The organism is Rhizobium sp. P38BS-XIX (assembly GCF_012641435.1).
Classification (GTDB): domain Bacteria; phylum Pseudomonadota; class Alphaproteobacteria; order Rhizobiales; family Rhizobiaceae; genus Rhizobium.
Window position 1 is genome coordinate 1,804,656 of record NZ_JABAIJ010000001.1, and the last position, 22,673, is coordinate 1,827,328.

Below are 22,673 nucleotides of genomic sequence, written 5' to 3' on the forward strand. Positions count from 1 at the left end.
AGAACCGACATGGCTGATCTCCGCAATAATTTCGTTGGCATCAAATCCCCGAACCCGTTCTGGCTGGCGTCAGCGCCGCCGACCGACAAGGCCTACAACGTCGAGCGCGCCTTCAAGGCCGGCTGGGGCGGCGTGGTGTGGAAGACCCTCGGCGAGGAAGGACCGCCGGTGGTCAACGTCAACGGCCCGCGCTATGGCGCGATCTGGGGCGCAGACCGCCGCCTGCTCGGTCTCAACAATATCGAGCTGATCACCGACCGCGACCTCTACACCAACCTGCGCGAAATGAAGCAGGTGAAGATGAATTGGCCGGATCGCGCGCTCATCGCCTCGATCATGGTGCCGTGCGAGGAAGAGTCCTGGAAAGCCATTCTGCCGCTGGTCGAGGAAACCGGAGCTGATGGTATCGAGCTCAACTTCGGCTGTCCCCACGGCATGTCTGAACGCGGCATGGGCGCCGCGGTTGGACAGGTGCCGGAATATATCGAAATGGTCGTGCGCTGGTGCAAGCAATACACCCGTATGCCCGTCATCACCAAGCTGACGCCCAACATCACCGATATCCGCAAGCCCGCTCGCGCCGCCAAGGCCGGCGGCACCGACGCAGTGTCGCTGATCAACACCATCAACTCGATCGTCTCTGTCGACCTCGACAGCTTCGCCCCGAACCCGACGGTCGGTGGCAAGGGCAGCCATGGCGGCTATTGCGGCCCGGCCGTCAAGCCGATCGCGCTCAACATGGTGGCCGAGATCGCCCGCGATCCCGAAACCTATGGCCTGCCGATATCGGGCATCGGCGGCGTCACGACATGGCGTGATGCGGCGGAATTCCTTGCACTCGGCGCCGGCAACGTGCAGGTCTGCACCGCCGCGATGACCTATGGCTTCAAGATCGTCGAGGAGATGATCTCGGGCCTATCCGACTGGATGGACGAAAAGGGTCACCGCAGCCTGGACGATATCATCGCCCGCGCTGTGCCGAACGTTTCGGACTGGCAGTATCTCAACCTCAATTACATCGCCAAGGCGAAGATCGACCAGGACGCCTGCATCAAGTGCGGCCGTTGCTACATTGCCTGCGAGGACACCTCGCATCAGGCAATCACCAACATGGTCGATGGCCTCAGGCATTTCGAGGTGATGGACGAGGAATGCGTCGGCTGCAATCTCTGCGTCAGCGTCTGTCCCGTCGAGAATTGCATCACCATGGAAGAACTGCCGGCGGGCAACCTCGACAAGCGTACGGGCAAGATCGTCGACCCGAACTACGCCAACTGGACGACCCATCCGAACAATCCGATGGCGCGCCAGGCGGCGGAATAAGAGCGGAAATATCCGCAGCGAGTGAAAGGGCGGGCGCAGCCTTTGCGGCCGCCCTTCCTTTTTGTCGATACGGCGTCGCGGCTCGCAAACGCGTGAAAATCGAGCTATAGAACAGCCGCTGCGAACAATCGCAGGTTCAGCGAGATAGGAGGCGACCATGTCACGCAAGTCCAAAACCCTCCACGACGTGAGCTTTTGAGGTCACGTCCAAGCGACGCAAGTCTTTCCCGTCGGAAACCCGGGTAAAAACCGGCTCCCAATTTGTCCGTGGCGATATCGAGCTGATCGAAAAGCTCGGCCGCAATGATCCCTGCCCCTGCGGTTCCCGGAGGCGGTTTCAAGAACTGCTGCCTGAAATCGGGCAACTATGACGGTATTGAACGGGATTATTACTTTTAGAGAACGGAGCTGATGTCCGTCATCTCCCAGCGCGGCGCGATTCCCATGGGGATTGCGCCGACGCTCAGGTATGCCGAATGCGCAGCCCGTCGACGAAGAGCTGCTCGAGATATCGGGCGGCGTCCTCGAAACGCCCCTCGCCCGAATGATCCTGACCCAGCACCGCACGCACCTGCACATCGAAATCCGCATAGTGCTGCGTGGTCGACCAGATCGAGAAGATCAGATGGTAGGGATCGCATTTGGTGATTTTGCCGGCGCGAGCCCAGGAGCGGATCACCTCGGCCTTCTCGTCCACGAGCGCCTTCAACGGACCGCGCAGCTCGTCTTCCACATGCGGCGCTCCTTGCAGCATCTCATTGGCGAACAGCCGGCTTTCGCGCGGAAAATCGCGGGCCATTTCGAGCTTGCGGCGGATGTAGGAACGAATCTCGCTTTCCGGGTCGCCGTTGGAATCGAAGGCGCGCAGCGGCTCCAGCCAGGTAAACAGCACCCGGTCGATCAAGGCGCGATGCATCGCCTCCTTGGTCCGGAAATAATACAGGACGTTTGGCTTCGACATTCCCGCAACTTCAGCGATCTGATCGATGGTCGAGCCACGAAAACCGCTGACTGAAAACACATCCAGCGCGGCCTCGAGTATGATTTCCTCTTTCTCTTCCTGAATCCGGGTACGGCGCTGGGTGCGGGCGGCTCTGGGGATGGCCATGTGTGCTCTGTTTCTCCTTGAAATCCAAGCCTTTCGGCCGAGCCTTCCTTCACCCTGTCAGTGCTTTTAATTTAGGCAATCGCCGGAAATTTTATCGGTTTTTTTCGTGCTTTTCGTCTTGAGCCGCGCCACGGAAGTTGTAATGTTTACCAATCGGTCAAATTATCTGTCAGTTGTCTCTTAAAGGCAACTGGCGATTTTCCGAGGCGATAAAAACAAGTACACGCTTCGGATAGGCCAATGGGAACGATCGGGCATGCGCCTTGCATGCTCCAGGACAAACAGGTGAGGATTGCATCATGGTGGCAGCGCCAGGAGAAAACATGCGTATCAATGGCGACCGCCTTTGGGATGCGCTGATGGACATGGCGAAAATCGGCCCCGGCATTGCCGGCGGCAACAATCGTCAAACGCTCACCGATGCCGATGCCGAGGGACGCAGCCTTTTCAAGACCTGGTGCGACAAGGCCGGCATGACCGTCGGTGTCGACAAGATGGGCACGATGTTCGCGACCCGCGCCGGCACCGACCCGAATGCGCTGCCCGTCTATGTCGGCTCGCATCTCGATACCCAGCCGACCGGCGGCAAATATGACGGCGTCCTCGGTGTGCTCGCTGCGCTTGAAGTCGTACGCACGATGAACGACCTCGGCATCAAGACCAAGCACCCGATCGTGGTCACCAACTGGGCCAATGAAGAAGGTGCGCGCTTTGCGCCCGCCATGCTCGCCTCCGGCGTCTTTGCCGGAGTGCATACGCTTGACTACGCCTATGGCCGCAAGGACCCAGACGGCAAGACCTACGGCGACGAGCTGAAGCGCATCGGCTGGCTCGGCGATGAAGAAGTCGGCGCCCGCAAGATGCACGCCTACTTCGAATATCATATCGAGCAAGGCCCGATCCTCGAGGCCGAGAACAAGACCATCGGCGTCGTCACGCACTGTCAGGGCCTGTGGTGGCTGGAATTCACGCTGACCGGCAAGGAAGCCCACACCGGCTCGACGCCGATGAATCTGCGCGTCAATGCCGGTCTTGCCATGTCCCGGATCATGGAAATGGTGCAGGGTGTGGCGATGGAGAGCCAGCCGGGCGCCGTTGCCGGCGTCGGCCAGGTTTTCTTCTCTCCGAACTCCCGCAACGTCCTGCCCGGCAAGGTCGTCTTTACCGTCGACCTGCGCACGCCTGACAAGGAAAAGCTGGATCGCATGCGCACCAAGATCGAAACCGAGGGCAAGAAGATCGCCGAGGCTCTCGGCGTCGGCTGTTCGGTGGAAGCCATCGGCCATTTCGAGCCGGTGACCTTCGATCCCAAGCTCGTCACCTCCGTGCGCAATGCGGCCGAAAGGCTCGGCTACAGCCACATGAACATCATCTCCGGCGCCGGTCACGATGCCTGCTGGGCCGCCAAGGTCGCCCCCGCCACGATGATCATGTGCCCCTGCGTCGATGGCCTCTCACACAACGAGGCCGAGGAAATCTCCAAGGAATGGGCAGCCGCCGGTGCGGATGTACTGTTCCACGCAGTCGTCGAGACGGCGGAGATCGTGGCCTGACGGCCACGATTCCCAACATCGGAACCTCACACATCTGGAGCATGCGCCATGAGCACAGTCATCAAGGGTGGAACCATCGTCACGGCCGACCTGACCTATAAGGCGGACGTCAAGATCGAAGGCGACAAGATCGTCGAAATCGGGCAGAACCTGTCGGGCAGCGAAGTGCTTGACGCATCCGGTTGTTACGTGATGCCCGGCGGCATCGATCCGCATACGCACCTCGAAATGCCGTTCATGGGCACCTATTCCTCCGACGATTTCGAAAGCGGCACCCGTGCCGCTCTTGCCGGCGGCACCACGATGGTGGTGGATTTCGCCCTTCCCTCGCCTGGCCAGTCCATGCTCGAAGCTTTGACGATGTGGGACAACAAATCCACCCGGGCAAACTGCGATTATTCCTTCCACATGGCGATCACTTGGTGGGGCGAACAGGTCTTCAACGAGATGGAGACCATCGTCCGCGACAAGGGCATCAACACCTTCAAGCACTTCATGGCCTATAAGGGCGCGCTGATGGTGGATGACGACGAGATGTTCTCCTCCTTCCAGCGCTGTGCAGAACTGGGCGCCTTGCCGCTCGTCCATGCCGAAAACGGTGACGTCGTCGCGCAGATGCAGGCAAAGCTTTTGGCCGAAGGCAATAACGGGCCGGAAGCACACGCCTATTCCCGCCCCGCAGAGGTCGAGGGCGAGGCAACGAACCGCGCCATCATGATCGCCGACATGGCGGGCTCGCCCGTCTACATCGTCCATACCTCCTGCGAACAGGCCCATGAAGCCATCCGCCGCGCTCGCCAGAAAGGCATGCGCGTCTATGGCGAGCCGCTGATCCAGCATCTGACGCTCGACGAAAGCGAATACGCCAATGCGGATTGGGACCACGCTGCCCGTCGCGTCATGTCGCCGCCCTTCCGCAACAAGCAGCATCAGGACAGCCTCTGGGCAGGCCTTGCCTCCGGCTCGCTGCAAGTCGTCGCGACCGACCACTGCGCATTTACCACCGAGCAGAAGCGCTACGGACTCAACGATTTCACCAAGATCCCGAACGGCACCGGCGGCCTCGAAGACCGCATGCCGATGCTCTGGACCTATGGTGTCAACACCGGCCGCCTGACGATGAACGAATTCGTCGCCGCCACCTCCACCAACATCGCCAAGATCCTGAACATCTATCCGAGAAAGGGCGCGATCCTGGTCGGCGCGGATGCCGATATCGTTGTCTGGGATCCGAAGCGGTCGAAGACCATCGCTGCCAAGACGCAGCAGTCGGCGATCGACTACAACGTCTTCGAAGGCAAGGAAGTGACGGGCCTGCCTCGCTACACGCTGACCCGCGGTGTCGTGGCCATCGAGGAAGGCACAGTGAAGACGAAGGAAGGCCACGGCGAATTCGTCAGCCGCGATCCCTTCACGGCTGCCAGCCGCGCGCTTTCGACCTGGAAAGACGTCACCGCGCCGCGCAAGGTTCAGCGCAGCGGCATCCCCGCCAGCGGGGTGTGAGCTTGGCCCCAGCGCTTCGGCTCATCGGCCGTTCAAGACGGCACATACCGCTCCAGATCCGGCAGCAGGACGACGCTTTCCTGTTCGTTCGGGTCGGTGCGGGCGATGACCACTGTCGCCGGCCGGTCGCTGAGGTTCGCAGGAAGATGCGGAACACCGGCCGGGATATAAAACATCTCGCCCTCGTGCACGATGACATGCTCTTCCAGCTGATCGCCGAACCAGCAATGCGTTTCACCCGATATCGCGTAAATCGCCGTCTCGTGCGAAGCGTGAAGATGCGCCTTGGCGCGACCGCCCGACGGTATCGTCAGGAGATGCATGCAGATCCCCGTCGAGCCCACCGTCTCGGCGGCAATCCCTTCGAAATAGTTGAGGCCCTGTTTTCCGGCATAAGTATTGCCGGGCCGCACGAGACGACAGGTAGGCTTCGATGACAGACTCATGGCATTGCTCTCCCAAGCACAGCAGCCAAAAGGCACCGTCGCCTCTCCAAGCTACAGCAATGCCAAAAGGAATAGCACGCAATCCGCCCCAACCATGCGGCGAAAACAGGACTGGTAGGTGTTAATGACGTCATCCGCTTCCTCCGTCGTCTCCGCGCGGAATCTCTGTCTCACCTACAATACGAACGACGGGCCGGTGCATGCGCTCAGCAATGTCGATCTCGATGTTCGCAAGGGCGATTTCGTCTCCTTCATCGGCCCCTCGGGCTGCGGCAAGACCACATTTTTGCGCGTGATCGCCGATCTCGAACGCAAGACCTCCGGCGATATCAGCGTCAATGGCATGACACCCGAGGAAGCCCGCAAGGCGCGCGCCTACGGCTATGTTTTCCAGGCGGCGGCGCTTTATCCCTGGCGCACGATCGAGAAGAACATCGCCCTCCCCCTGGAGATCATGGGTTACGACAGGCAGGAGCAGGCGAAACGCATCACTCGCACCTTGGAACTCGTTAACCTCAGCGGCTTCGAGAAGAAATTTCCCTGGCAGCTTTCCGGCGGCATGCAGCAGCGCGCTTCGATTGCCCGCGCACTGGCCTTCGACGCCGATCTTCTCCTGATGGACGAGCCCTTCGGCGCGTTGGATGAAATCGTTCGCGACCATTTGAACGAGCAACTGCTGAAGCTGTGGAAGCAGACGAACAAGACCATCTGCTTCGTCACGCACTCCATCCCGGAAGCTGTATACTTGTCGACGAAGATTGTGGTCATGTCGCCGCGGCCCGGTCGCGTCACGGACATTATCGAATCGCCGCTGCCGGCTGAACGGCCGCTCGGCATTCGCGAAACCCCTGAATTTCTGGAAATCGCCCACCGCGTCCGCGAAGGTCTGCGGGCCGGACACAGCTACGAGGAATAGGATCGCTCATGAACCCGCAATTCCTCCTTTGGCTTGTCGGCGCCATGGCGATCTTCATCAGCGGAGCAACAGCCTCGCGCGCCTACATCACCAACGACAACTTATTGGTGCTCATCCTGGCACTCATCCTTTATTGCGTCGGCAACCTGATGATGGTGCGGCTGATGCGCGAGGGCGGTCTTGGGCTGGCAATCTCCGCCTCCTCCATCGCGCAGCTCGTCGTCGTCAACGTCATCGCCTTCATCGTGTTCGGCGAGCGCCTGAGCCTGCAGCAGATCGCGGGCGTCGGTCTCGGCATCGTCGCCATGGTTCTCATGCTCTATCCCACGCAAGGACGGGCATGACGATGGAAAAGGAACGGTTCTTCAAACACAAATTCCTGCCCGTTGTGACCGTCGTGCTTGCCATCCTGGCGCTGTGGTACGTCTTCGCCGTTGCTCTCAACGCTCCGTTCCAGCGCGATCTCGACCGGCGTGGCAATGTCACGTCGACGACGATGGAATTCATCGGCAAGACCCTCGCCCAGCCCAAGCCCATCCTGCCGGCACCACATCAAGTGGCGCAGAACGTCTTCGAAAACACCTTCCTGCGAGCTCTGACCAGCAGTCGAAGCCTGGTTTACAACGCGTGGGTGACCCTGTCCTCCACAGCGGTCGGCTTCGCGTTCGGCACGATCCTCGGCATTCTGATTGCCGTCGGCATCGTCCATGTCGTCGCGCTGGATCGCAGCCTCATGCCTTGGATCATCGCGTCTCAGACGATCCCGATCCTTGCCATCGCACCCATGGTCGTTGTCGTGCTCGGTTCCATCGGCGTGACAGGCCTCATACCCAAGGCGCTCGTCTCGACCTATCTGTCCTTCTTTCCCGTCGCCGTCGGCATGGTGAAGGGGTTGCGCTCGCCCGAGGTCATGCATCTCGATCTGATGCGCACCTATAATGCCAGCGCCATGCAGACTTTCTGGAAGTTGCGCGTCCCCGCTTCCGTGCCGTTCCTCTTCACCTCCATGAAGGTGGCGATCGCGGCCAGCCTGACCGGAACGATCGTCGGCGAGCTGCCAACGGGCGCCGTCGCCGGCATCGGGGCGAAATTGCTCGCCGGTTCCTACCAGAGCCTGACGATCGATATTTGGGCAGCGCTCGTTGCCGGTTCGATCCTCGCAGCCGTGCTGATCGCAATCGTCAGCATCATCGCGCGGATCGTCGATCGCGCCATGGGAGGTCGGCCAGCATGAAGATCTTTCATTTCTCCTGGCAATGCATCCTCGCGCTGCTTCTCTGTCTCGCCGCGATCACGACACTGCCGCTGTTTTCAGCCGATACGGCCGCGCCCGTCAGTAGCGGCACAGTCTTCGTGATCTTCATTCTCATCGCAGGTGCCGCCGCCATTTCGTTCACCAACCTGTCGGCAGGCCTCGGCGCTGCGATCCTTTTCTTTGCCGCCCATGCTGTCGCATGGCTGCTGCTTGCAGGACTATCCGGCAACGAGGGCAATGCGGAGGCTGCATTTTTCATTCTGCTCGCGGCAGCCTGGCTGCTCGCCTGGCGTTGCGTTTCTATCCTTTCCACCATTCCCGCGCATTCCTCCGCCGGCAGCTATACGCTGCGATTGCTGATCCCCGCGATTTTCGGGGTGTGGATCGTCATCGTCTGGGAGGCGGTGACGCGCGGCGCCGGCATACCATTCATCCTCCTGCCGCCGCCAAGCGCAATCGGCGCCAGAATTGCCGGTTCCCTATCGACGCTTTGGATCGATGTGCAGCAGACCATCTTCCGATCGGTCCTGATCGGCTATGTCATCGGTTGCGCCAGCGGCTTCGTCGTCGCCATTCTGGCCGATCGCTTCGCCTTCCTTCGCCGCGGCCTTTTGCCGATCGGCAACCTTGTCTCGGCCCTGCCGATCATCGGTGTTGCTCCGATCATGGTCATGTGGTTCGGGTTCGATTGGCAGTCGAAGGCTGCGGTCGTCGTCGTCATGACATTCTTCCCGATGCTGGTGAACACCGTGGCGGGGCTGACCGCAGCCGGCAACATGGAAAAGGACCTGATGCGGACCTACGCATCGAGCTACTGGCAGACCTTGTTCAAGCTGCGCCTGCCAGCCGCCGCGCCCTTTATCTTCAACGCGCTGAAGATCAACTCGACCTTGGCTCTGATCGGTGCCATCGTGGCCGAATTCTTCGGCACGCCCATGTCTGGCATGGGCTTCCGCATCTCAACCGAGAATGGTCGGTTGAACCTCGACATGGTCTGGGCCGAAATCGCGGTTGCCGCGATCGCAGGCTCCGTCTTCTACGGCATCGTCGCCATCATCGAACGAATGGTGACGTTCTGGCATCCGTCTATCCGTGGTGGGCAGACGTAATCCAGGATCCCCTTCAAGGGATCAAGGCATAACTCCAGAGGGAAAAGGGTGAAGACATGAAAAAAATAATGTTAGCATTGATGGCCAGTGCCATGACGCTTGCCGCCACCCAGGCTGCGATGGCAGCGGACAAGATCACGCTGCAGCTGAAATGGGTCGCTCAGGGCCAGTTCGGCGGCTACTTCGTCGCCAAGGACAAGGGTTTCTACAAGGATGAAGGCCTCGATGTCGACATCAAGCCGGGCGGCCCGGATATCGCCCCGGAACAGGTGATCGCCGGCGGTGGCGCCGACGTGATCGTCGACTGGATGGGCGGCGCCCTCGTTGCCCGCGAAAAGGGCGTTCCGCTCATCAACATCGCCCAGCCCTTCGACAAGTCCGGCCTCGAACTGATCTGCCCCAAGGACGGTCCGATCAAGACCGAGAAGGACTTCAAGGGCCACACGCTCGGCGTCTGGTTCTACGGCAACGAATATCCCTTCTTTGCCTGGATGCACAAACTCGGCCTGAAGACGGACGGCGGCGCCGACGGCGTCAACGTCCTGAAGCAGAGCTTCGATGTGCAGCCGCTCGTGCAGAAGCAGGCCGACTGCATCTCGGTCATGACCTATAACGAATACTGGCAGGCGATCGATGCCGGCTTCAAGGCCGAAGACCTGACCGTCTTCAACTACACCAAGCTCGGCAACGACCTTCTGGAAGACGGCCTCTACGTCAAGGAAGACAAGCTGAAGGATGCGAAGTTCAAGGCCGACATGGTGAAGTTCGTCCGCGCATCGATGAAGGGCTGGAAATACGCCGTCGAGCATCCGGATGAAGCAGCCGAGATCGTCATGGACAATGGCGGTCAGGATGAAAACCACCAGAAGCGCATGACGGCCGAAGTCGGCAAGCTCATCGGCAACGGCAAGCTGGACATGAAGACGTATGACCGTACGGTCGAGGCATTGCTCGATCAGAAGATCATCACCAAGAAGCCGTCCGGCGCCTACACGCATGAAATCACGGACGCTGCCCTGAAATAAGCTTCCAGCCGTCCAGGACTGTCGAGACGCGCGAGGTTCCGACCCCGCGCGTTTTTTTTCATTTTGTAACAAGAGCAACAAAATGCTGGCTTTCCTGCAGCATTTGACTGAAAAGCCCTCAGCTATCAACTTTTCGAATGCTGACATCACAAAGCCGTGATTGCTTCGCAAGGTTGCAGGCTATAGAAATACCCGCGAAATCATTTTCTCGTGATCTTGCGAGAATTGGAAACCGTTCCCATGTTGAGGAGCGATTTTAGGATGAGGGACCTGCAGCCATGACAGACGGATGTTAATCCGCCGGGTAAGCCGGCTCGCATGCATTGATCCCCCGTGTTCGCGACGGATAACAGCGAAATCCTTTTGACCAAGACGCTGAACTGGAACCAGACGCATGGCCCTCACGCCGTTCAGACTGCTAAGCACGACTGCCATCCTACTTTCCCTGCTCACACCGGCTGCGCTGGCGGAAGAATCCCCCGTGACTGCTCCGAAACAGAACCTGCCGGCGATCGTCATCACGACCGCCACCATGCGCAAGCTGACCGACAAGGTCGTTGCGACGGGCACGGTGAAGGCTGTCGAGGAAGTCTACATCCAGCCGCAGGTGGATGGGTTGTCGATCCGCACGCTCAACGCCGATGTCGGCGACAAGGTCGACGCCAATAGCGCGCTCGCTACATTGAATGACGACGCGCTCGTGCTGCAGAAGAGCCAGATGCAGGCGACACGCGCAAAGGGCGAAGCAAGCCTCGCTCAATTGCGGGCACAGCTGACGGAAGCCCATGCCAACGCCGAGGAAGCCGAGCTGCAGCGGGTTCGTGCCGTCGCAATGGGGGCCAAAGGCACGATGTCGACCTCGTCAGTCGAGCAGGCCAATGCCTCCGCAGCGGCCAACAAGGCGCGCGTGGTCTCCGCCGAGCAGGCGATCGCCGTTGCGGAAGCCGACCTGAAGGTTACCGATAGCCAGATCGCCGACACCGACCTGAAACTGGCTCGCACAGGCATCAAGACGCCCGTCGCAGGCACCGTCGCCTCGCGCAATGCCCGTATCGGCGCCATCGCCAACGGCAGCGGCGATCCACTCTTCACCATCATCCGCGACAGCCAACTCGAGCTGGTGGTCGATGTTTCCGAAAGCGACATCACCAAGATCGTCATCGGGCAGAAGGCGTTGATCTCCCTGTCCGGCGGCCACGAAAAGCTCTCCGGCAAAGTGCGTCTGGTTGCGCCTATCGTCGACTCCGTAACCCGCCTCGGCGCCGTGCATATCTCGATCGATGATGGCGAAAAAGCTCGCGCAGGCATGTATGGCAGCGCCGAAATCGTCATTCGACAGGACGAAGGCGTGGCGTTGCCGCTGACGGCCGTCAACAGCGAGGAAAACAGCTCCTCCGCCCGCAAGGTCGAGAACGGCGTGGTCAAGTTCGTGACTGTCGAAACCGGCATCCAGGACGGCGCCTATGTCGAAATCGTCAAAGGCTTGAAAGCCGGAGATGAGGTCGTCGCCAAGGCCGGCGCCTATGTTCGCGATGGTGACCATATCACGCCCGTACGCGACGCGTCGCAAGCCTCCAACTGAGCGAGAACGGCAAGATGAATTTCTCCGCCTGGTCCATCCGAAATCCGGTCGCACCGCTCCTCGGCTTTTTCCTGCTGATGGTGGTGGGCGCGCACGCCTTCTTCAACCTGCCGATCACCCGCTTCCCGAACATCGACGTTCCGGTCGTCAACGTCACCGTGACCCAGAGCGGCGCCTCGCCGGCGGAACTCGAAATGCAGGTGACGAAAGAGGTCGAAGATGCTGTCGCCGGCATCAACGGCATCGACGAGATACAGTCGACCGTCACTGACGGCCAATCTCAGACGGTCGTGATCTTCCGCCTGGAAGTGCCGACGCAGCAGGCCGTTCAGGACACCAAGGATGCCATCGACCGCATTCGCGGCAACCTGCCCTCGACGATCGATGAGCCCATCGTCTCGAAGGTCGACGTCGAAGGCCAGGCGATCCAGAGCTTTGCCGTTTCCTCGCCCAACATGACGCTCGAAGAGCTGTCCTGGTTCGTCGACGACACGGTCAAGCGTGCCTTGCAGGGCCAGAAGGGCATCGGTCGTGTCGACCGCTACGGCGGCGCCGACCGCGAAGTCCGCATCGAACTCGACCCGAACAAGCTGAATGCCTATGGCATCACTGCGCTCTCGGTCAGCCAGCAGCTGCGCGGCACCAACATCGACCTCGGCTCCGGTCGTGGCCAGGTTGCCGGCAGCGAGCAGGCAATCCGCGTGCTCGGCGATGCCCGCAATGTCGCACAGCTTGCCGATACGACCATCGCGCTGACCAACGGTCGCTTCGTCAAGCTTTCCGATCTCGGCATGATCAAAGACACCTATCAGGAGCCGAAGTCGTTCTCGCGCTTCAACAGCACGCCTGTGGTGACCTTCGGTGTCTTTCGTGCCAAGGGCGCGAGCGAAGTGACCGTCGCCCAGACGGTCGGCGATACGCTCGACAAGGTGCGCGCGGAAAATCCGAACGTCTCGATCGAGATGATCGACGATTCCGTCTACTATACCTACGGCAACTATGAAGCCGCGATGCACACCCTGCTCGAGGGTGCGCTGCTCGCCGTCATCGTCGTGTTCCTCTTCCTGCGAAATTGGCGCGCAACGCTGATCTCCGCAGTCGCGCTGCCGCTATCCGCGATCCCCACTTTCTGGATCATGAACCAGATCGGCTTCTCGCTGAACCTCGTCAGCTTCCTGGCCTTGACGCTGGCAACCGGTATCCTCGTGGATGACGCCATCGTCGAGATCGAGAACATCGCCCGCCACATCAAGATGGGCAAGACGCCATACCGCGCCGCCATCGATGCCGCCGATGAAATCGGTCTCGCCGTCATCGCGACGACCTTCACGATCATCGCGGTCTTTGTACCGGTCTCGTTCATGCCGGGCATTCCGGGCCAGTATTTCATCCAGTTCGGTCTGACTGTCGCCTTCTCGGTATTCTTCTCGCTGCTTGTGGCGCGCTTGATCACACCGATGATGGCCGCCTATCTCATGCGGGCTGAGGACGCCGTTGACGATCATCACGATAATGACGGCCGCCTCATGCGCGGATACAGCTGGCTGGTGCGGGTTACGACCAGCCGGTGGTACACGCGCTATCCGACGTTGCTTGCCGCCTTTGCCTTTTCGATCGCTTCCGTCGCGGCGCTCATCATGTTCGTTCCGGGCAGCTTCATTCCGCCGGATGATTCCTCGCGTATCGTGCTGTCGGCCGAGTTGCCGCCGAATGCGCGTCTTGACGACACCGAACAGGCAACGAACGAGATCTACCGGCGCGTGAAGGGCATCGACGGCGTGCAGAACGTCTTCGTCCTCGGCGGCGCCTCGCCGAAGGGTGATCTGGAACTGCGCCGCGCGACCGTCACGCTCACGCTCGGCAAGCTCGATCAATCGCTGACCAAGAAGCTGGTGAACGATGTCCTTGGCTCACTGCCGGTCATCGGCCCCTATATGCCGAAGGTCACGGTTCACGGCCGCGAGCGCCCGCAATGGGAAGTGGAAAAGGAAGTCTTCGCAAAACTGCGCTCGATCCCCGACGTCCGGATCACCAAGCTCAACGACCGTGGCGACCGCGACCTGACCTATAACTTCCTCTCGCGCAACGAGAAGGATCTGAACCAGGCGGTCGGCATTCTCGAAGCCAAGCTGCGCACCGATCCGGCGCTGGCCAATGTCAGCGCAGACGGCGCTCTGCCGCGCCCGGAACTGCAGATCTATCCGCGCAAGGACGAGGCTGCCCGCCTCGGCATCACGCCGCAGATGATTTCCGACACGGTGCGCGTGGCCACCATCGGCGATATCGACGCGTCGCTTGCCAAGATCTCGCTCGACGATCGTCAGATCCCGATCAGGGTCCAGGCTTCGCTCGGCATGCGCCGAGATCTGGCGGCAATTCGTGCGTTGCGCATCAAGACGTCGATGGGCACTGCCGGACAGGCATCCACCAACTCCAGCGTGCCGCTGTCGAGCGTAGCCGACATCGACTATTCGGAGGGTCTGTCTTCCATCAAGCGCAACAACCGCTTCCGTGTCGTCGCCATCGGCGCCGACCTGCCGCAGGGCGTTGCGTTGGATACGGCATCGGAGCATTTCCTCAACATCGTCAACAATGCCAAGATCCCGGCAACCGTGCATCTGGCTGAAAGCGGCGATACCAAGGTTCAGAAGGAGATGGTGCAGAGCTTCGGCAACGCGATGCTGCTTGGCCTTCTGCTCGTGCTGACCGTGTTGATCCTGCTGTTCAAGGACGTGATCCAGCCCTTTACGATCCTGCTATCGCTGCCATTGGCGATCGGCGGCGTTGCGCTGGCCCTGATGATGACCGGCAACGCGCTGTCGATGCCCGTGATGATCGGTATTCTGATGCTGATGGGCATCGTCACCAAGAACGCCATCCTGCTGGTCGATTTCGCCATCGAGATGATGCATCACGGCATGCCGAGACTGGATGCCGTCATCGAAGCCGGCCGCAAGCGTGCCCGACCGATCATCATGACCTCGATCGCCATGTCGGCCGGCATGCTGCCCTCAGCTCTCGGCGTCGGTGAAGGCGGTTCATTCCGCGCGCCGATGGCGATTGCCGTGATCGGCGGCATTATCGTCTCGACCGTGCTCAGCCTCGTGGTCGTGCCGTCATTCTTCCTGATCATGGACGATCTGTCCCGTCTGCTCGGCTTCCTCTTCGGCAAGCTGGTCGGCAAGAAGGATGCGGATGATGAGGTGCTCACCAAGGAAGGCCTGGCAACCGCCGTCGATGAGAACCGCAAATCGCTGGCATCGCTGGAAGAGCGGCTGGAAACCATCGAGAACAGGGACGGCAGAGGTCGCAAGGCGGCTGGCACGAATGTGCTGAAGTTGCCACCATTTGCCGCGGAATAGCCGGCTGAAATGAATGGATGCGTTATGACGGGGCGGCTTAAAGGCCGCCCTGTTCCTTTAGGAAGCTGACGATAGAGCTGACCCCCTCGCCCCGCTTCATGTCGGAAAAGACGAACGGGCGAGCCTGGCGCATCCGGTTGGCATCACGATCCATCACATCGAGATCGACCTCGACGAAGGGCGCGAGGTCCTTCTTGTTGATGACGAGCAGATCAGACTTGGTGATGCCCGGACCACCCTTGCGCGGAATTTCCTCTCCTTGGCACACCGAGATCACGTAGATGGTGATATCGGCAAGATCCGGCGAAAAGGTCGCCGCCAAATTGTCACCGCCGGATTCGATGAAAACAACGTCGAGATCGGGAAGCCGCTCGTTGAGACCGGCAATGGCCTGCAGATTGATCGTCGCATCCTCACGGATCGCCGTGTGAGGGCATCCTCCGGTTTCAACGCCGACGATACGATCGGAGGCCAGCGCCTGCATGCGCACCAGCGCTTCGGCATCCTCAGTCGTGTAGATGTCGTTTGTGACGACGGCGACCGAGTATTCATCCCGCATCGCCTTGCACAGCTTCTCCGTCAGCGCCGTCTTGCCCGATCCGACAGGGCCGCCGATACCGACGCGCAAGGGTCCATTTCTCGATTTCATGCTCGCAACTCCGATGAAGCGACAGCATAGCGAGGCATCCGCTCGCCGCACAGCGGCGAATGACGTAGATGGCTCATTGATTGCGTGATTTTCCCTGTGCCAGATATCATGAGCGAAAGAGACGCGTGGCCTGCGTCTCGTGCCGAAGACTGGCAATATCGGCTTGCACGGTGGCGGCGCCGAGATCGCCGAGGCCGGATTGCGCCGCCTGCGTCGCAACATCGGCAACGACAGTCTCAAGAGCCGCTAGAACGGCGACGCCATCCTTCTGACCGGTCACGCCGAGCCGAATACCGGCCGACACCATCTGCGATACAACGGCGTGAAGAAAAGCGGCCAGCGCCTTTTCTGCGGAAATCCCATGTGCGCGGGCAACCGCGCCGACTGCAACGGGATAAGCGGTCTTTGCCGGCAGGATCGAGAAGATCTCGTGTGGCCACGCGACGGCGGCCGTCAGGAAAGCCTCTCCAAGCAGCATGGTTTCCATATGTCGTTCTTTTGAGCCCGCGAGCGCCTCTGCAAGCTCGCCGATCGCCATCAGCCGCAGCGCATCGTCGCCGGCATGATGTGCTTCGGCAAAAAGCACCGCATCGTTCCAAACGGAGCCATTGCGAAGAAGCGTTTCGATCCAAGTGCGAAGGCTGCCGCTATCGGGCACCAGCCCATCATGCACGGCGCGCTCAAGCCCACCGGAATAGGCAAACGAACCAACGGGAAAGGCCGGCGACATCCAGGCCATCAGTCGCAGCAGGGCCTGAAGATCGTGGTCGTCGGACATCAACGCGCCGCTCACGAGCGATCAATCATGCGAGTGGTGGTCATGGTGATGGCCGTGGCCATGCGAATGGCTGCCGTGGGAATGATAGGCGCCGCGAGCCGGCTGAAACGGTTCAGTGACCTCGCTTACCGTCGCACCGAGCCCCTCGAGCATGGAGCGAATGACATGGTCGCGCAAGATGAGGATGCGCTCCTCCTCGATCTGTGCCGAGAGGTGGCGGTTGCCGAGATGCCAGGCAAGCTCGATAAGATGTCGGCGATCGCGCGGCTTGATTTCGAAGAGTTTTTCGTCGGCGGCAACGATCTCGATCAATTCGCCATCCTCACGCACCAGAAGATCACCGCTGGCAAACAACACAGGCTCCTTCAGGTCGAGCATGACCATTTCGCCGTTTTCGAGATGCAGCAGCTTGCGGCGCAGATGCCGCAAATCATGCGGCAGCACGACACGATCGATCGGATTGGAAGACGGAGTACCGGCAGGCAGATGGGAGGTGACGCGTAGCATGGCTGATCCAGTTCAAGGCTTGGTCAGACCATGCAAAATAGTCGCCTGCTGTGCAAGCGCAATGCGGCTCAGCCGCACTATATGCATTGCATATAAAGGTGCAATTCCCCGGCATCCATCCTCGGTTCCCGACCTTGCTCGGCAACCGAGCGTTGCCAGATCTGCCGCAGCCGTTCGCACTCGTGGATCACGCGATTGCGTCCAAGCGTCTTTGCCAGATACAGCGCCTTGTCGGCCGCTGCATAGACCGCGTCGGACTTTCGATCCGCGCCGATCTCGGCAATGCCGGCAGAGATGGTGATCTTGACCGAGCCGCCCTCGACGGCAATCGGGTGATTGGCGACCTGCTCCTTGACGGCCTCTATCCGCGCCATGCGCCTGGCGATATCGCCACCATGGATGATGACGCCGAATTCTTCCCCGCCGAGCCGGGCAATCACCTCCTGCTCCGTAAAGACACCAGCGAACAGCTGCGATACCGCAACGATGACCGCATCACCGGAGGCATGGCCAAAACGATCATTGATCGTCTTGAATCGATCGACATCGAAAATCACCAGCGAGCTGCCATCACCCGCCGTATTCAGCGCCTCGGTGAAGGCGCGGCGGTTGAGCAGGCCGGAAAGCATGTCGGTGCGGCTGAGCCTCTCGAATTCGGCGCGGGAAACGGCAAGCTTATGGATCGAATACCCCGCAACGATCGCCAATGCGCCGGATACGATCCCGCCGATGATCCAGGCAAGCATGACGCCGAAGCGCATCGCATCCATGAATGGCAGCGGCAACAGATCGAGCCACTGCAGAACCGGAAGCATCGCAATCATGATCGCAAGAGACATGATGATGGCGATGAAACTCATCTTAAGCGCGAAAATATAAATCGCACCTCGCTGCTGAAAGTTACCAAGCTCGGTCTGCAGCGAAATCCATTGTCTCATGCGATTCACCTCCCTCTGCCACCGGTTTCGTTATGTGAGATAGGGGTGAACGCGCTTCCAGCTCCTTAACACAACAATTAAAATGCGCGATATTTCCCAACTTATGAACTGTTAGAAACAGGTACGCACTCTTGCGGCCGCATATGGACAAGGACTGCGTCACCGTCGACAGGCGCAAGCCGTTGATTATGTTGCACTACCCAGAACGGGAAGATGCTATCTTACGAAAATCCTTAAAATAGGAGGCTTGCGGAATAAAAAAATTGTGACGCGCCGCAGCCAATTGCCCGATCGGAATCTACATAAATCGGGAGCTTAATACTCTTGGATGCGCTGTTCGATTTTGCCGCGGTTCTTTTCGAGATAGCGACGGTTTTTCGTGAAATTGGCACGAAGCCCGCTGGTGGCATATTGCCCTATGGGCGAGACATCCTCGTTCGTCAGCAGCGCTCTTACAGCCAGCGCAAACCCCCATTCGTTTTGGGTGAGATACCCCAAGCGTCGCGTCGACCAGCCTTGCGTACTGCTGGCATCATCACGATATTGACTGAACTGAAACGACTGGTTTCCACCGAAAACGCCGAAGCCCAGGAACACCGTTGCAAGATCTGTCATGAACTCTTCGTTTTCAGCCCAATCCGGCGGCCTTGTGGGAACCGAAAACAATATCGAATGGCAGATTTCGTGGATGAGAACAGCGATCAGCTGCTCCAGATCGCGCACGATTCCGGGCGTATAAGTGATGATGTGCCGATTGTTTGCGGCGCGATACGTACCGCCCGGATCTTGCGGGACATTTTGCACGAGGGCCAGACCGCCCAGGTGCGGCTCGATTGCCTCCTCCTGCTCACGAACTTCGAAGCTCTCGGCATCAAGCTTGAGAAGTTGACAGAGATGAGAAAAGACAAAAATCACATGCTCATGCCCCGATTGCCCGGAATTTGGGAAATCGGCATGTCGCGGATATCTTGAGGTGAACCTTTTCAAGGCGTCCAAGCCCCCAAGATTTTCCAGCAGCCATCCCCACGCCGAAAGCTGCCAATCCTCGTCATCGGTGCTTATCGTGGATTTGGAAAACCAGAACATGTTCAGAACAGGAAATAGCGCTGTGCCATTGGCAACACAGTCGCCGGTTCGCAGGTCAGAAGCTCGCCATCGGCTCGAACTTCGTAGGTTTCCGGATCGACCTCGATATGGGGCGTGAGGTTGTTGTGGATCATCGATGCCTTTGAAATGCCGCCGCGCGTGTTTTTCACCGGCAGCAGTGCCTTGGCCACGCCAAGCTTGCCGGCAAGCCCGGCATCGAAGGCCGCCTGAGAAACGAATGTCACGGAGGAATTGGTGCGATTCTTGCCGAAAGCACCGAACATGGGACGATAATGCATCGGCTGCGGCGTCGGGATAGACGCGTTAGGATCGCCCATCGGCGCTGCAGCGATGGAACCGCCAAGCAGGACCATCTCGGGCTTCACGCCGAAAAAGGCCGGATTCCAGAGCACGAGGTCGGCACGCTTGCCGATCTCGATCGATCCCACCTCGTGACTGACGCCATGGGCGATAGCCGGGTTGATCGTGTATTTGGCAATATAGCGCTTCACACGAAAATTGTCGTTGTCCCCGATTTCCTGAGCAAGACGGCCGCGCTGACGCTTCATCTTGTCGGCGGTCTGCCATGTCCGGATCGCCACCTCACCGACGCGACCCATGGCCTGGCTGTCGGACGAAATGATCGAGAAGGCGCCGATATCATGCAGGATATCCTCGGCCGCAATCGTTTCCTTGCGAATGCGGCTTTCCGCAAAGGCGATATCTTCCGGGATCGACGGCGACAGATGATGGCAGACCATCAGCATGTCGAGATGCTCTGCGATCGTGTTAACCGTGTAGGGCCGCGTCGGGTTGGTCGAGGACGGGATGACGTTGGACTGACCGCAGATTTTGATGATGTCGGGAGCGTGGCCGCCACCGGCGCCTTCCGTATGAAAAGCATGGATCGTGCGGCCCTTGATGGATCCGATCGTGTCCTCGACGAAGCCGCTTTCATTCAACGTATCCGTGTGGATCATCACCTGGACGTCGTATTCATCGGCAACGCCCAGGCAGCAGTCGATGGCCGCCGGCGTCGTGCCCCAGTCCTCATGCAGCTTGAGGGCGCACGCGCCGCCCAGCACCATCTCTTCCAGAGCCGCCGGCACGGAGGCATTCCCCTTGCCTGACAATCCGATGTTCATCGGGAAGGCATCGAAAGACTCGATCATCCGCGCCAGATGCCAGGGGCCGGGGGTGCAGGTTGTCGCCAACGTGCCATGTGCCGGCCCGGTGCCGCCGCCGAGCATGGTCGTAATGCCCGACATCAGAGCCTCTTCGATCTGCTGAGGGCAGATGAAGTGGATGTGGCTGTCCATGCCGCCGGCGGTGACGATCTTGCCCTCACCGGCAATCGCCTCGGTGCCCGGCCCGACGATGATGTTGACGTTCGGCTGAGTGTCGGGATTGCCGGCCTTGCCGATCGCGATGATGCGGCCGTCTTTCAGGCCGATATCTGCCTTGACGATCCCCCAATGGTCGAGAATGAGCGCATTGGTGATGACCGTGTCGACGGCACCTGCCGCCCGCGTTACCTGGCTTTGCCCCATGCCGTCGCGGATAACCTTGCCGCCGCCGAATTTCACTTCCTCGCCATAGGTGGTGAAATCCTTCTCCACTTCGATGAACAACTCGGTATCGGCAAGCCGCACCTTGTCGCCCACCGTCGGTCCGAACATGTTGGCATAGGCAGCGCGGGAAATCCTGTAGGGCATCGATCAATCTCCTTGGGAGGCAGAGAAGAGGGTCTTGTCGGCAAGACGGCGCAGCCGACCGAGGGAGACATAAGCATTCACCAATCGCTTCTCGGCGGCAAAAGGATGCTCTTCCCAGCCGGTATGGCTGAAGCCGGTAATAGCGATATCGTCGTCCGGATAGCGCGCCATCGCCTCGGCAATCACGATCATGCCGCTGCTCGGCACCACGTAGGAGCCTGGATCGTGCTCTGCGAGAGCGGCATCGACGCTTTCGTGAAGGGATTGATCGATCACCACATGCCTCTTGCCGACGGCCTGACAGAAAACGGTGAACTGGTCCGTATAATCATCGCAGAAATCGTCGAGTTCCGGATGCGACACGGCAAGCGGCGCGCGCAACGCCTCGAACTTGCGGGGATCGCGGACGCTCCAGATTTCGGACGCTGCGGCGACGGCAGGGCTCTTGCGCCACTCCGCCGAGCCGAGCATGGCCCGCGCCGGCCGGCCGGTATTGCAGACGGCCACGACATCCGTCCTGTTGCCGCCGGCACCCATCGAGCGGCTGTCATTGAATCGGATCACCAGATCGGCGGCATCAATCTCGGCCGCAGCGCCCGCTGCGACTTCGCCATTGCCAACGATAACCACACGGCGCCTCGAACTCACTGATTAGCCTCCGGCCCATCGGCAAGTTCTTTCAGCTCCTTGGTTCGCTGCTTGGTGAGGCTCTCCTTGCAACCCGAAACAACCATGGGCTCCGCCGAACCACCGCGCATCCGGAAGCCCTGCGACTCGCATTCGCCATCGCGATAATCGACCCAGGCGCGTTGCGCCTTGACGAGCGCTTTTTCAGCACCTTTCAACTCACCGCTAAGGTTGGCATCAAGGGCGACCATTGCGGCACGGGCTTTCTTGTATTGAACGTTCAACGCCTGGTCCGCCTTGTCGAAGGCACGATCAGCACAAATATTCAGCTCCGATTGCACCGAGGTGTTGGCGCAATCCACCTTTGCGTCATCTGTACCGCTTTGCGCAAAGGCCGGGCCGCAGACGAAAACAGCGGCGATGGCCACGGCAGGTACAAGCAATTTCAAAAACATCGACTTCTTCTCCCAATTCTCAAAGCTTGCCCATGACCTGCTGGCGAAAGCCGTATACTTCGCGCTTGCCCGACAAAGGGATCAGCGTCACCTCGCGCGTCTGCCCCGGCTCGAAGCGCACCGCGGTGCCGGCCGGAATATCCAGCCGCATGCCTTTGGCCTTGTCGCGTTCGAACGAAAGCCCCGCATTGGTTTCGGCGAAATGATAGTGGCTGCCAACCTGGACCGGACGGTCGCCGGTATTGGAAACCTCGAGCGTCACGGTCGGCGCGCCGACATTGAGCTCGATATCGCCGCTCGCAGCGATAACTTCACCTGGGATCATGGTTTTCTCCTCATGAGGATCAGCACCAGCCGGCGTTCCGGCGGTAAATCCGTGTCGCATTGGCAATCGGCTCTCAGACGGAGCATCGCATCTTACCGGATCGGTTCGTGGACGGTGACAAGCTTCGTGCCGTCAGGAAACGTCGCCTCGACCTGAATGTCGTGGATCATCTCGGCGATGCCTTCCATCACCTGATCCCGCGTGATGACGTGGGCGCCAGCCTCCATCAACTCGGCGACTGGACGACCGTCACGGGCGCCTTCGACGACGAAATCGGTGATCAGTGCGATGGCTTCGGGATGGTTGAGCTTGACGCCGCGTTCAAGACGGCGCCGTGCCACCATTGCCGCCATGGAAATCAGCAGCTTGTCTTTTTCTCTCGGAGTAAGGTTCATCGCCTACCTATGTGAT

At 59.9% G+C, this 22,673-nt stretch carries 23 protein-coding genes; 11 read left to right on the plus strand and 12 right to left on the minus strand.

Features of this window, described 5'->3' with window-relative positions; genetic code table 11:
• Nucleotides 1-9: 9 nt before the first annotated feature.
• Nucleotides 10-1,323, plus strand: a complete 1,314-nt coding sequence (gene preA, locus HGP17_RS08755) for an NAD-dependent dihydropyrimidine dehydrogenase subunit PreA (RefSeq protein WP_168807867.1) — start codon at nt 10-12, stop codon at nt 1,321-1,323.
• 284 nt (nt 1,324-1,607) lie between these two features.
• Nucleotides 1,608-1,694, plus strand: coding sequence for an SEC-C metal-binding domain-containing protein (locus HGP17_RS33525; protein WP_348648906.1), 87 nt, complete (start codon nt 1,608-1,610; stop codon nt 1,692-1,694).
• A 92-nt stretch (nt 1,695-1,786) separates the two neighbouring features.
• Here the strand turns inward: HGP17_RS33525 and HGP17_RS08765 are convergent, their stop codons facing one another.
• Entirely contained in the window at nt 1,787-2,431 is a 645-nt protein-coding gene (locus tag HGP17_RS08765) for a TetR family transcriptional regulator C-terminal domain-containing protein (RefSeq protein WP_168807868.1), read from the minus strand.
• Between the two features lie 299 nt (nt 2,432-2,730).
• On the opposite strand from HGP17_RS08765, the gene HGP17_RS08770 reads away from it, so the two are divergent.
• Both HGP17_RS08770 and hydA read left to right on the plus strand, forming a co-directional pair.
• The gene (locus HGP17_RS08770; protein WP_168807869.1) at nt 2,731-3,984 is read left to right on the plus strand and encodes a Zn-dependent hydrolase; all 1,254 of its coding nucleotides are present in this window, start codon (nt 2,731-2,733) and stop codon (nt 3,982-3,984) included.
• A gap of 48 nt (nt 3,985-4,032) precedes the next feature.
• Nucleotides 4,033-5,487 carry a dihydropyrimidinase gene (gene hydA / locus HGP17_RS08775; RefSeq protein ID WP_168807870.1) on the plus strand — a complete coding sequence of 485 codons (1,455 nt, stop codon included), beginning with the start codon at nt 4,033-4,035 and terminating at the stop codon, nt 5,485-5,487.
• 32 nt (nt 5,488-5,519) lie between these two features.
• On the opposite strand, the gene HGP17_RS08780 is transcribed toward hydA, so the two are convergent.
• On the minus strand, nt 5,520-5,933 hold the full coding sequence (locus tag HGP17_RS08780) for a cupin domain-containing protein (RefSeq protein ID WP_168807871.1): 414 nt from the start codon (nt 5,931-5,933) through the stop codon (nt 5,520-5,522).
• Between the two features lie 124 nt (nt 5,934-6,057).
• On the opposite strand from HGP17_RS08780, the gene HGP17_RS08785 reads away from it, so the two are divergent.
• From HGP17_RS08785 to HGP17_RS08815, 7 genes are all read left to right on the plus strand, one after another.
• Nucleotides 6,058-6,849, plus strand: a complete 792-nt coding sequence (locus HGP17_RS08785) for an ABC transporter ATP-binding protein (RefSeq protein WP_168807872.1) — start codon at nt 6,058-6,060, stop codon at nt 6,847-6,849.
• An 8-nt stretch (nt 6,850-6,857) separates the two neighbouring features.
• A complete protein-coding gene (locus HGP17_RS08790; RefSeq protein ID WP_168807874.1) occupies nt 6,858-7,193 on the plus strand; it encodes a hypothetical protein in 336 nt (111 codons plus the stop codon).
• A 2-nt stretch (nt 7,194-7,195) separates the two neighbouring features.
• Nucleotides 7,196-8,083: an ABC transporter permease gene (locus tag HGP17_RS08795; RefSeq protein WP_168807876.1), complete on the plus strand. Its 888-nt coding sequence runs from the start codon at nt 7,196-7,198 to the stop codon at nt 8,081-8,083.
• Entirely contained in the window at nt 8,080-9,213 is a 1,134-nt protein-coding gene (locus HGP17_RS08800; RefSeq protein WP_168807878.1) for an ABC transporter permease, read from the plus strand. Before HGP17_RS08795 ends, HGP17_RS08800 begins: the two co-directional genes overlap by 4 nt.
• A gap of 56 nt (nt 9,214-9,269) precedes the next feature.
• Entirely contained in the window at nt 9,270-10,238 is a 969-nt protein-coding gene (locus HGP17_RS08805; protein WP_168807880.1) for an ABC transporter substrate-binding protein, read from the plus strand.
• A gap of 394 nt (nt 10,239-10,632) precedes the next feature.
• A complete protein-coding gene (locus HGP17_RS08810) occupies nt 10,633-11,820 on the plus strand; it encodes an efflux RND transporter periplasmic adaptor subunit (protein ID WP_168807882.1) in 1,188 nt (395 codons plus the stop codon).
• Between the two features lie 14 nt (nt 11,821-11,834).
• Nucleotides 11,835-15,182, plus strand: coding sequence for an efflux RND transporter permease subunit (locus HGP17_RS08815; RefSeq protein WP_168807884.1), 3,348 nt, complete (start codon nt 11,835-11,837; stop codon nt 15,180-15,182).
• Nucleotides 15,183-15,219: 37 nt separating this feature from the next.
• Here the strand turns inward: HGP17_RS08815 and ureG are convergent, their stop codons facing one another.
• The 10 genes from ureG to HGP17_RS08865 all read right to left on the minus strand — a co-directional run bounded on the left by ureG (nt 15,220) and on the right by HGP17_RS08865 (nt 22,657).
• On the minus strand, nt 15,220-15,831 hold the full coding sequence (ureG, locus tag HGP17_RS08820) for an urease accessory protein UreG (protein WP_168807886.1): 612 nt from the start codon (nt 15,829-15,831) through the stop codon (nt 15,220-15,222).
• 106 nt (nt 15,832-15,937) lie between these two features.
• Nucleotides 15,938-16,609 carry an urease accessory protein UreF gene (locus tag HGP17_RS08825; RefSeq protein ID WP_168807888.1) on the minus strand — a complete coding sequence of 224 codons (672 nt, stop codon included), beginning with the start codon at nt 16,607-16,609 and terminating at the stop codon, nt 15,938-15,940.
• Between the two features lie 21 nt (nt 16,610-16,630).
• Nucleotides 16,631-17,116, minus strand: a complete 486-nt coding sequence (gene ureE, locus HGP17_RS08830) for an urease accessory protein UreE (protein WP_168807890.1) — start codon at nt 17,114-17,116, stop codon at nt 16,631-16,633.
• Between the two features lie 77 nt (nt 17,117-17,193).
• On the minus strand, nt 17,194-18,054 hold the full coding sequence (locus HGP17_RS08835; RefSeq protein ID WP_168807892.1) for a GGDEF domain-containing protein: 861 nt from the start codon (nt 18,052-18,054) through the stop codon (nt 17,194-17,196).
• Between the two features lie 315 nt (nt 18,055-18,369).
• Complete coding sequence (locus HGP17_RS08840; RefSeq protein ID WP_168807894.1) at nt 18,370-19,140, minus strand: hypothetical protein; 771 nt, start codon at nt 19,138-19,140, stop codon at nt 18,370-18,372.
• A gap of 2 nt (nt 19,141-19,142) precedes the next feature.
• Nucleotides 19,143-20,855 carry an urease subunit alpha gene (ureC, locus tag HGP17_RS08845; protein ID WP_168807896.1) on the minus strand — a complete coding sequence of 571 codons (1,713 nt, stop codon included), beginning with the start codon at nt 20,853-20,855 and terminating at the stop codon, nt 19,143-19,145.
• A 3-nt stretch (nt 20,856-20,858) separates the two neighbouring features.
• Nucleotides 20,859-21,503 (minus strand): glycosyltransferase family 29 protein, encoded by a 645-nt coding sequence (locus HGP17_RS08850; RefSeq protein ID WP_168807898.1) that lies wholly within the window; start codon nt 21,501-21,503, stop codon nt 20,859-20,861.
• On the minus strand, nt 21,500-21,937 hold the full coding sequence (locus HGP17_RS08855) for a lysozyme inhibitor LprI family protein (protein ID WP_168807900.1): 438 nt from the start codon (nt 21,935-21,937) through the stop codon (nt 21,500-21,502). The genes HGP17_RS08850 and HGP17_RS08855 overlap by 4 nt, the downstream gene beginning before the upstream one ends.
• A 19-nt stretch (nt 21,938-21,956) precedes the next feature.
• Nucleotides 21,957-22,262 (minus strand): urease subunit beta, encoded by a 306-nt coding sequence (locus tag HGP17_RS08860; protein ID WP_168807909.1) that lies wholly within the window; start codon nt 22,260-22,262, stop codon nt 21,957-21,959.
• 92 nt (nt 22,263-22,354) lie between these two features.
• Nucleotides 22,355-22,657: an urease subunit gamma gene (locus HGP17_RS08865; protein WP_004107086.1), complete on the minus strand. Its 303-nt coding sequence runs from the start codon at nt 22,655-22,657 to the stop codon at nt 22,355-22,357.
• Nucleotides 22,658-22,673 lie beyond the last annotated feature (16 nt).

What these genes read in the sequence shown, in the direction of transcription:
- preA (WP_168807867.1), top strand. Translation starts at nt 10, where the DNA reads ATGGCTGATCTCCGCAATAATTTCGTTGGCATCAAATCCCCGAACCCG.
- HGP17_RS08765 (WP_168807868.1), bottom strand. Translation starts at nt 2,431, where the DNA reads ATGGCCATCCCCAGAGCCGCCCGCACCCAGCGCCGTACCCGGATTCAG.
- HGP17_RS08770 (WP_168807869.1), top strand. Translation starts at nt 2,731, where the DNA reads ATGGTGGCAGCGCCAGGAGAAAACATGCGTATCAATGGCGACCGCCTT.
- hydA (WP_168807870.1), top strand. Translation starts at nt 4,033, where the DNA reads ATGAGCACAGTCATCAAGGGTGGAACCATCGTCACGGCCGACCTGACC.
- HGP17_RS08780 (WP_168807871.1), bottom strand. Translation starts at nt 5,933, where the DNA reads ATGAGTCTGTCATCGAAGCCTACCTGTCGTCTCGTGCGGCCCGGCAAT.
- HGP17_RS08785 (WP_168807872.1), top strand. Translation starts at nt 6,058, where the DNA reads ATGACGTCATCCGCTTCCTCCGTCGTCTCCGCGCGGAATCTCTGTCTC.
- HGP17_RS08790 (WP_168807874.1), top strand. Translation starts at nt 6,858, where the DNA reads ATGAACCCGCAATTCCTCCTTTGGCTTGTCGGCGCCATGGCGATCTTC.
- HGP17_RS08795 (WP_168807876.1), top strand. Translation starts at nt 7,196, where the DNA reads ATGGAAAAGGAACGGTTCTTCAAACACAAATTCCTGCCCGTTGTGACC.
- HGP17_RS08800 (WP_168807878.1), top strand. Translation starts at nt 8,080, where the DNA reads ATGAAGATCTTTCATTTCTCCTGGCAATGCATCCTCGCGCTGCTTCTC.
- HGP17_RS08805 (WP_168807880.1), top strand. Translation starts at nt 9,270, where the DNA reads ATGAAAAAAATAATGTTAGCATTGATGGCCAGTGCCATGACGCTTGCC.
- HGP17_RS08810 (WP_168807882.1), top strand. Translation starts at nt 10,633, where the DNA reads ATGGCCCTCACGCCGTTCAGACTGCTAAGCACGACTGCCATCCTACTT.
- HGP17_RS08815 (WP_168807884.1), top strand. Translation starts at nt 11,835, where the DNA reads ATGAATTTCTCCGCCTGGTCCATCCGAAATCCGGTCGCACCGCTCCTC.
- ureG (WP_168807886.1), bottom strand. Translation starts at nt 15,831, where the DNA reads ATGAAATCGAGAAATGGACCCTTGCGCGTCGGTATCGGCGGCCCTGTC.
- HGP17_RS08825 (WP_168807888.1), bottom strand. Translation starts at nt 16,609, where the DNA reads ATGTCCGACGACCACGATCTTCAGGCCCTGCTGCGACTGATGGCCTGG.
- ureE (WP_168807890.1), bottom strand. Translation starts at nt 17,116, where the DNA reads ATGCTACGCGTCACCTCCCATCTGCCTGCCGGTACTCCGTCTTCCAAT.
- HGP17_RS08835 (WP_168807892.1), bottom strand. Translation starts at nt 18,054, where the DNA reads ATGAGACAATGGATTTCGCTGCAGACCGAGCTTGGTAACTTTCAGCAG.
- HGP17_RS08840 (WP_168807894.1), bottom strand. Translation starts at nt 19,140, where the DNA reads ATGTTCTGGTTTTCCAAATCCACGATAAGCACCGATGACGAGGATTGG.
- ureC (WP_168807896.1), bottom strand. Translation starts at nt 20,855, where the DNA reads ATGCCCTACAGGATTTCCCGCGCTGCCTATGCCAACATGTTCGGACCG.
- HGP17_RS08855 (WP_168807900.1), bottom strand. Translation starts at nt 21,937, where the DNA reads ATGTTTTTGAAATTGCTTGTACCTGCCGTGGCCATCGCCGCTGTTTTC.
- HGP17_RS08860 (WP_168807909.1), bottom strand. Translation starts at nt 22,262, where the DNA reads ATGATCCCAGGTGAAGTTATCGCTGCGAGCGGCGATATCGAGCTCAAT.
- HGP17_RS08865 (WP_004107086.1), bottom strand. Translation starts at nt 22,657, where the DNA reads ATGAACCTTACTCCGAGAGAAAAAGACAAGCTGCTGATTTCCATGGCG.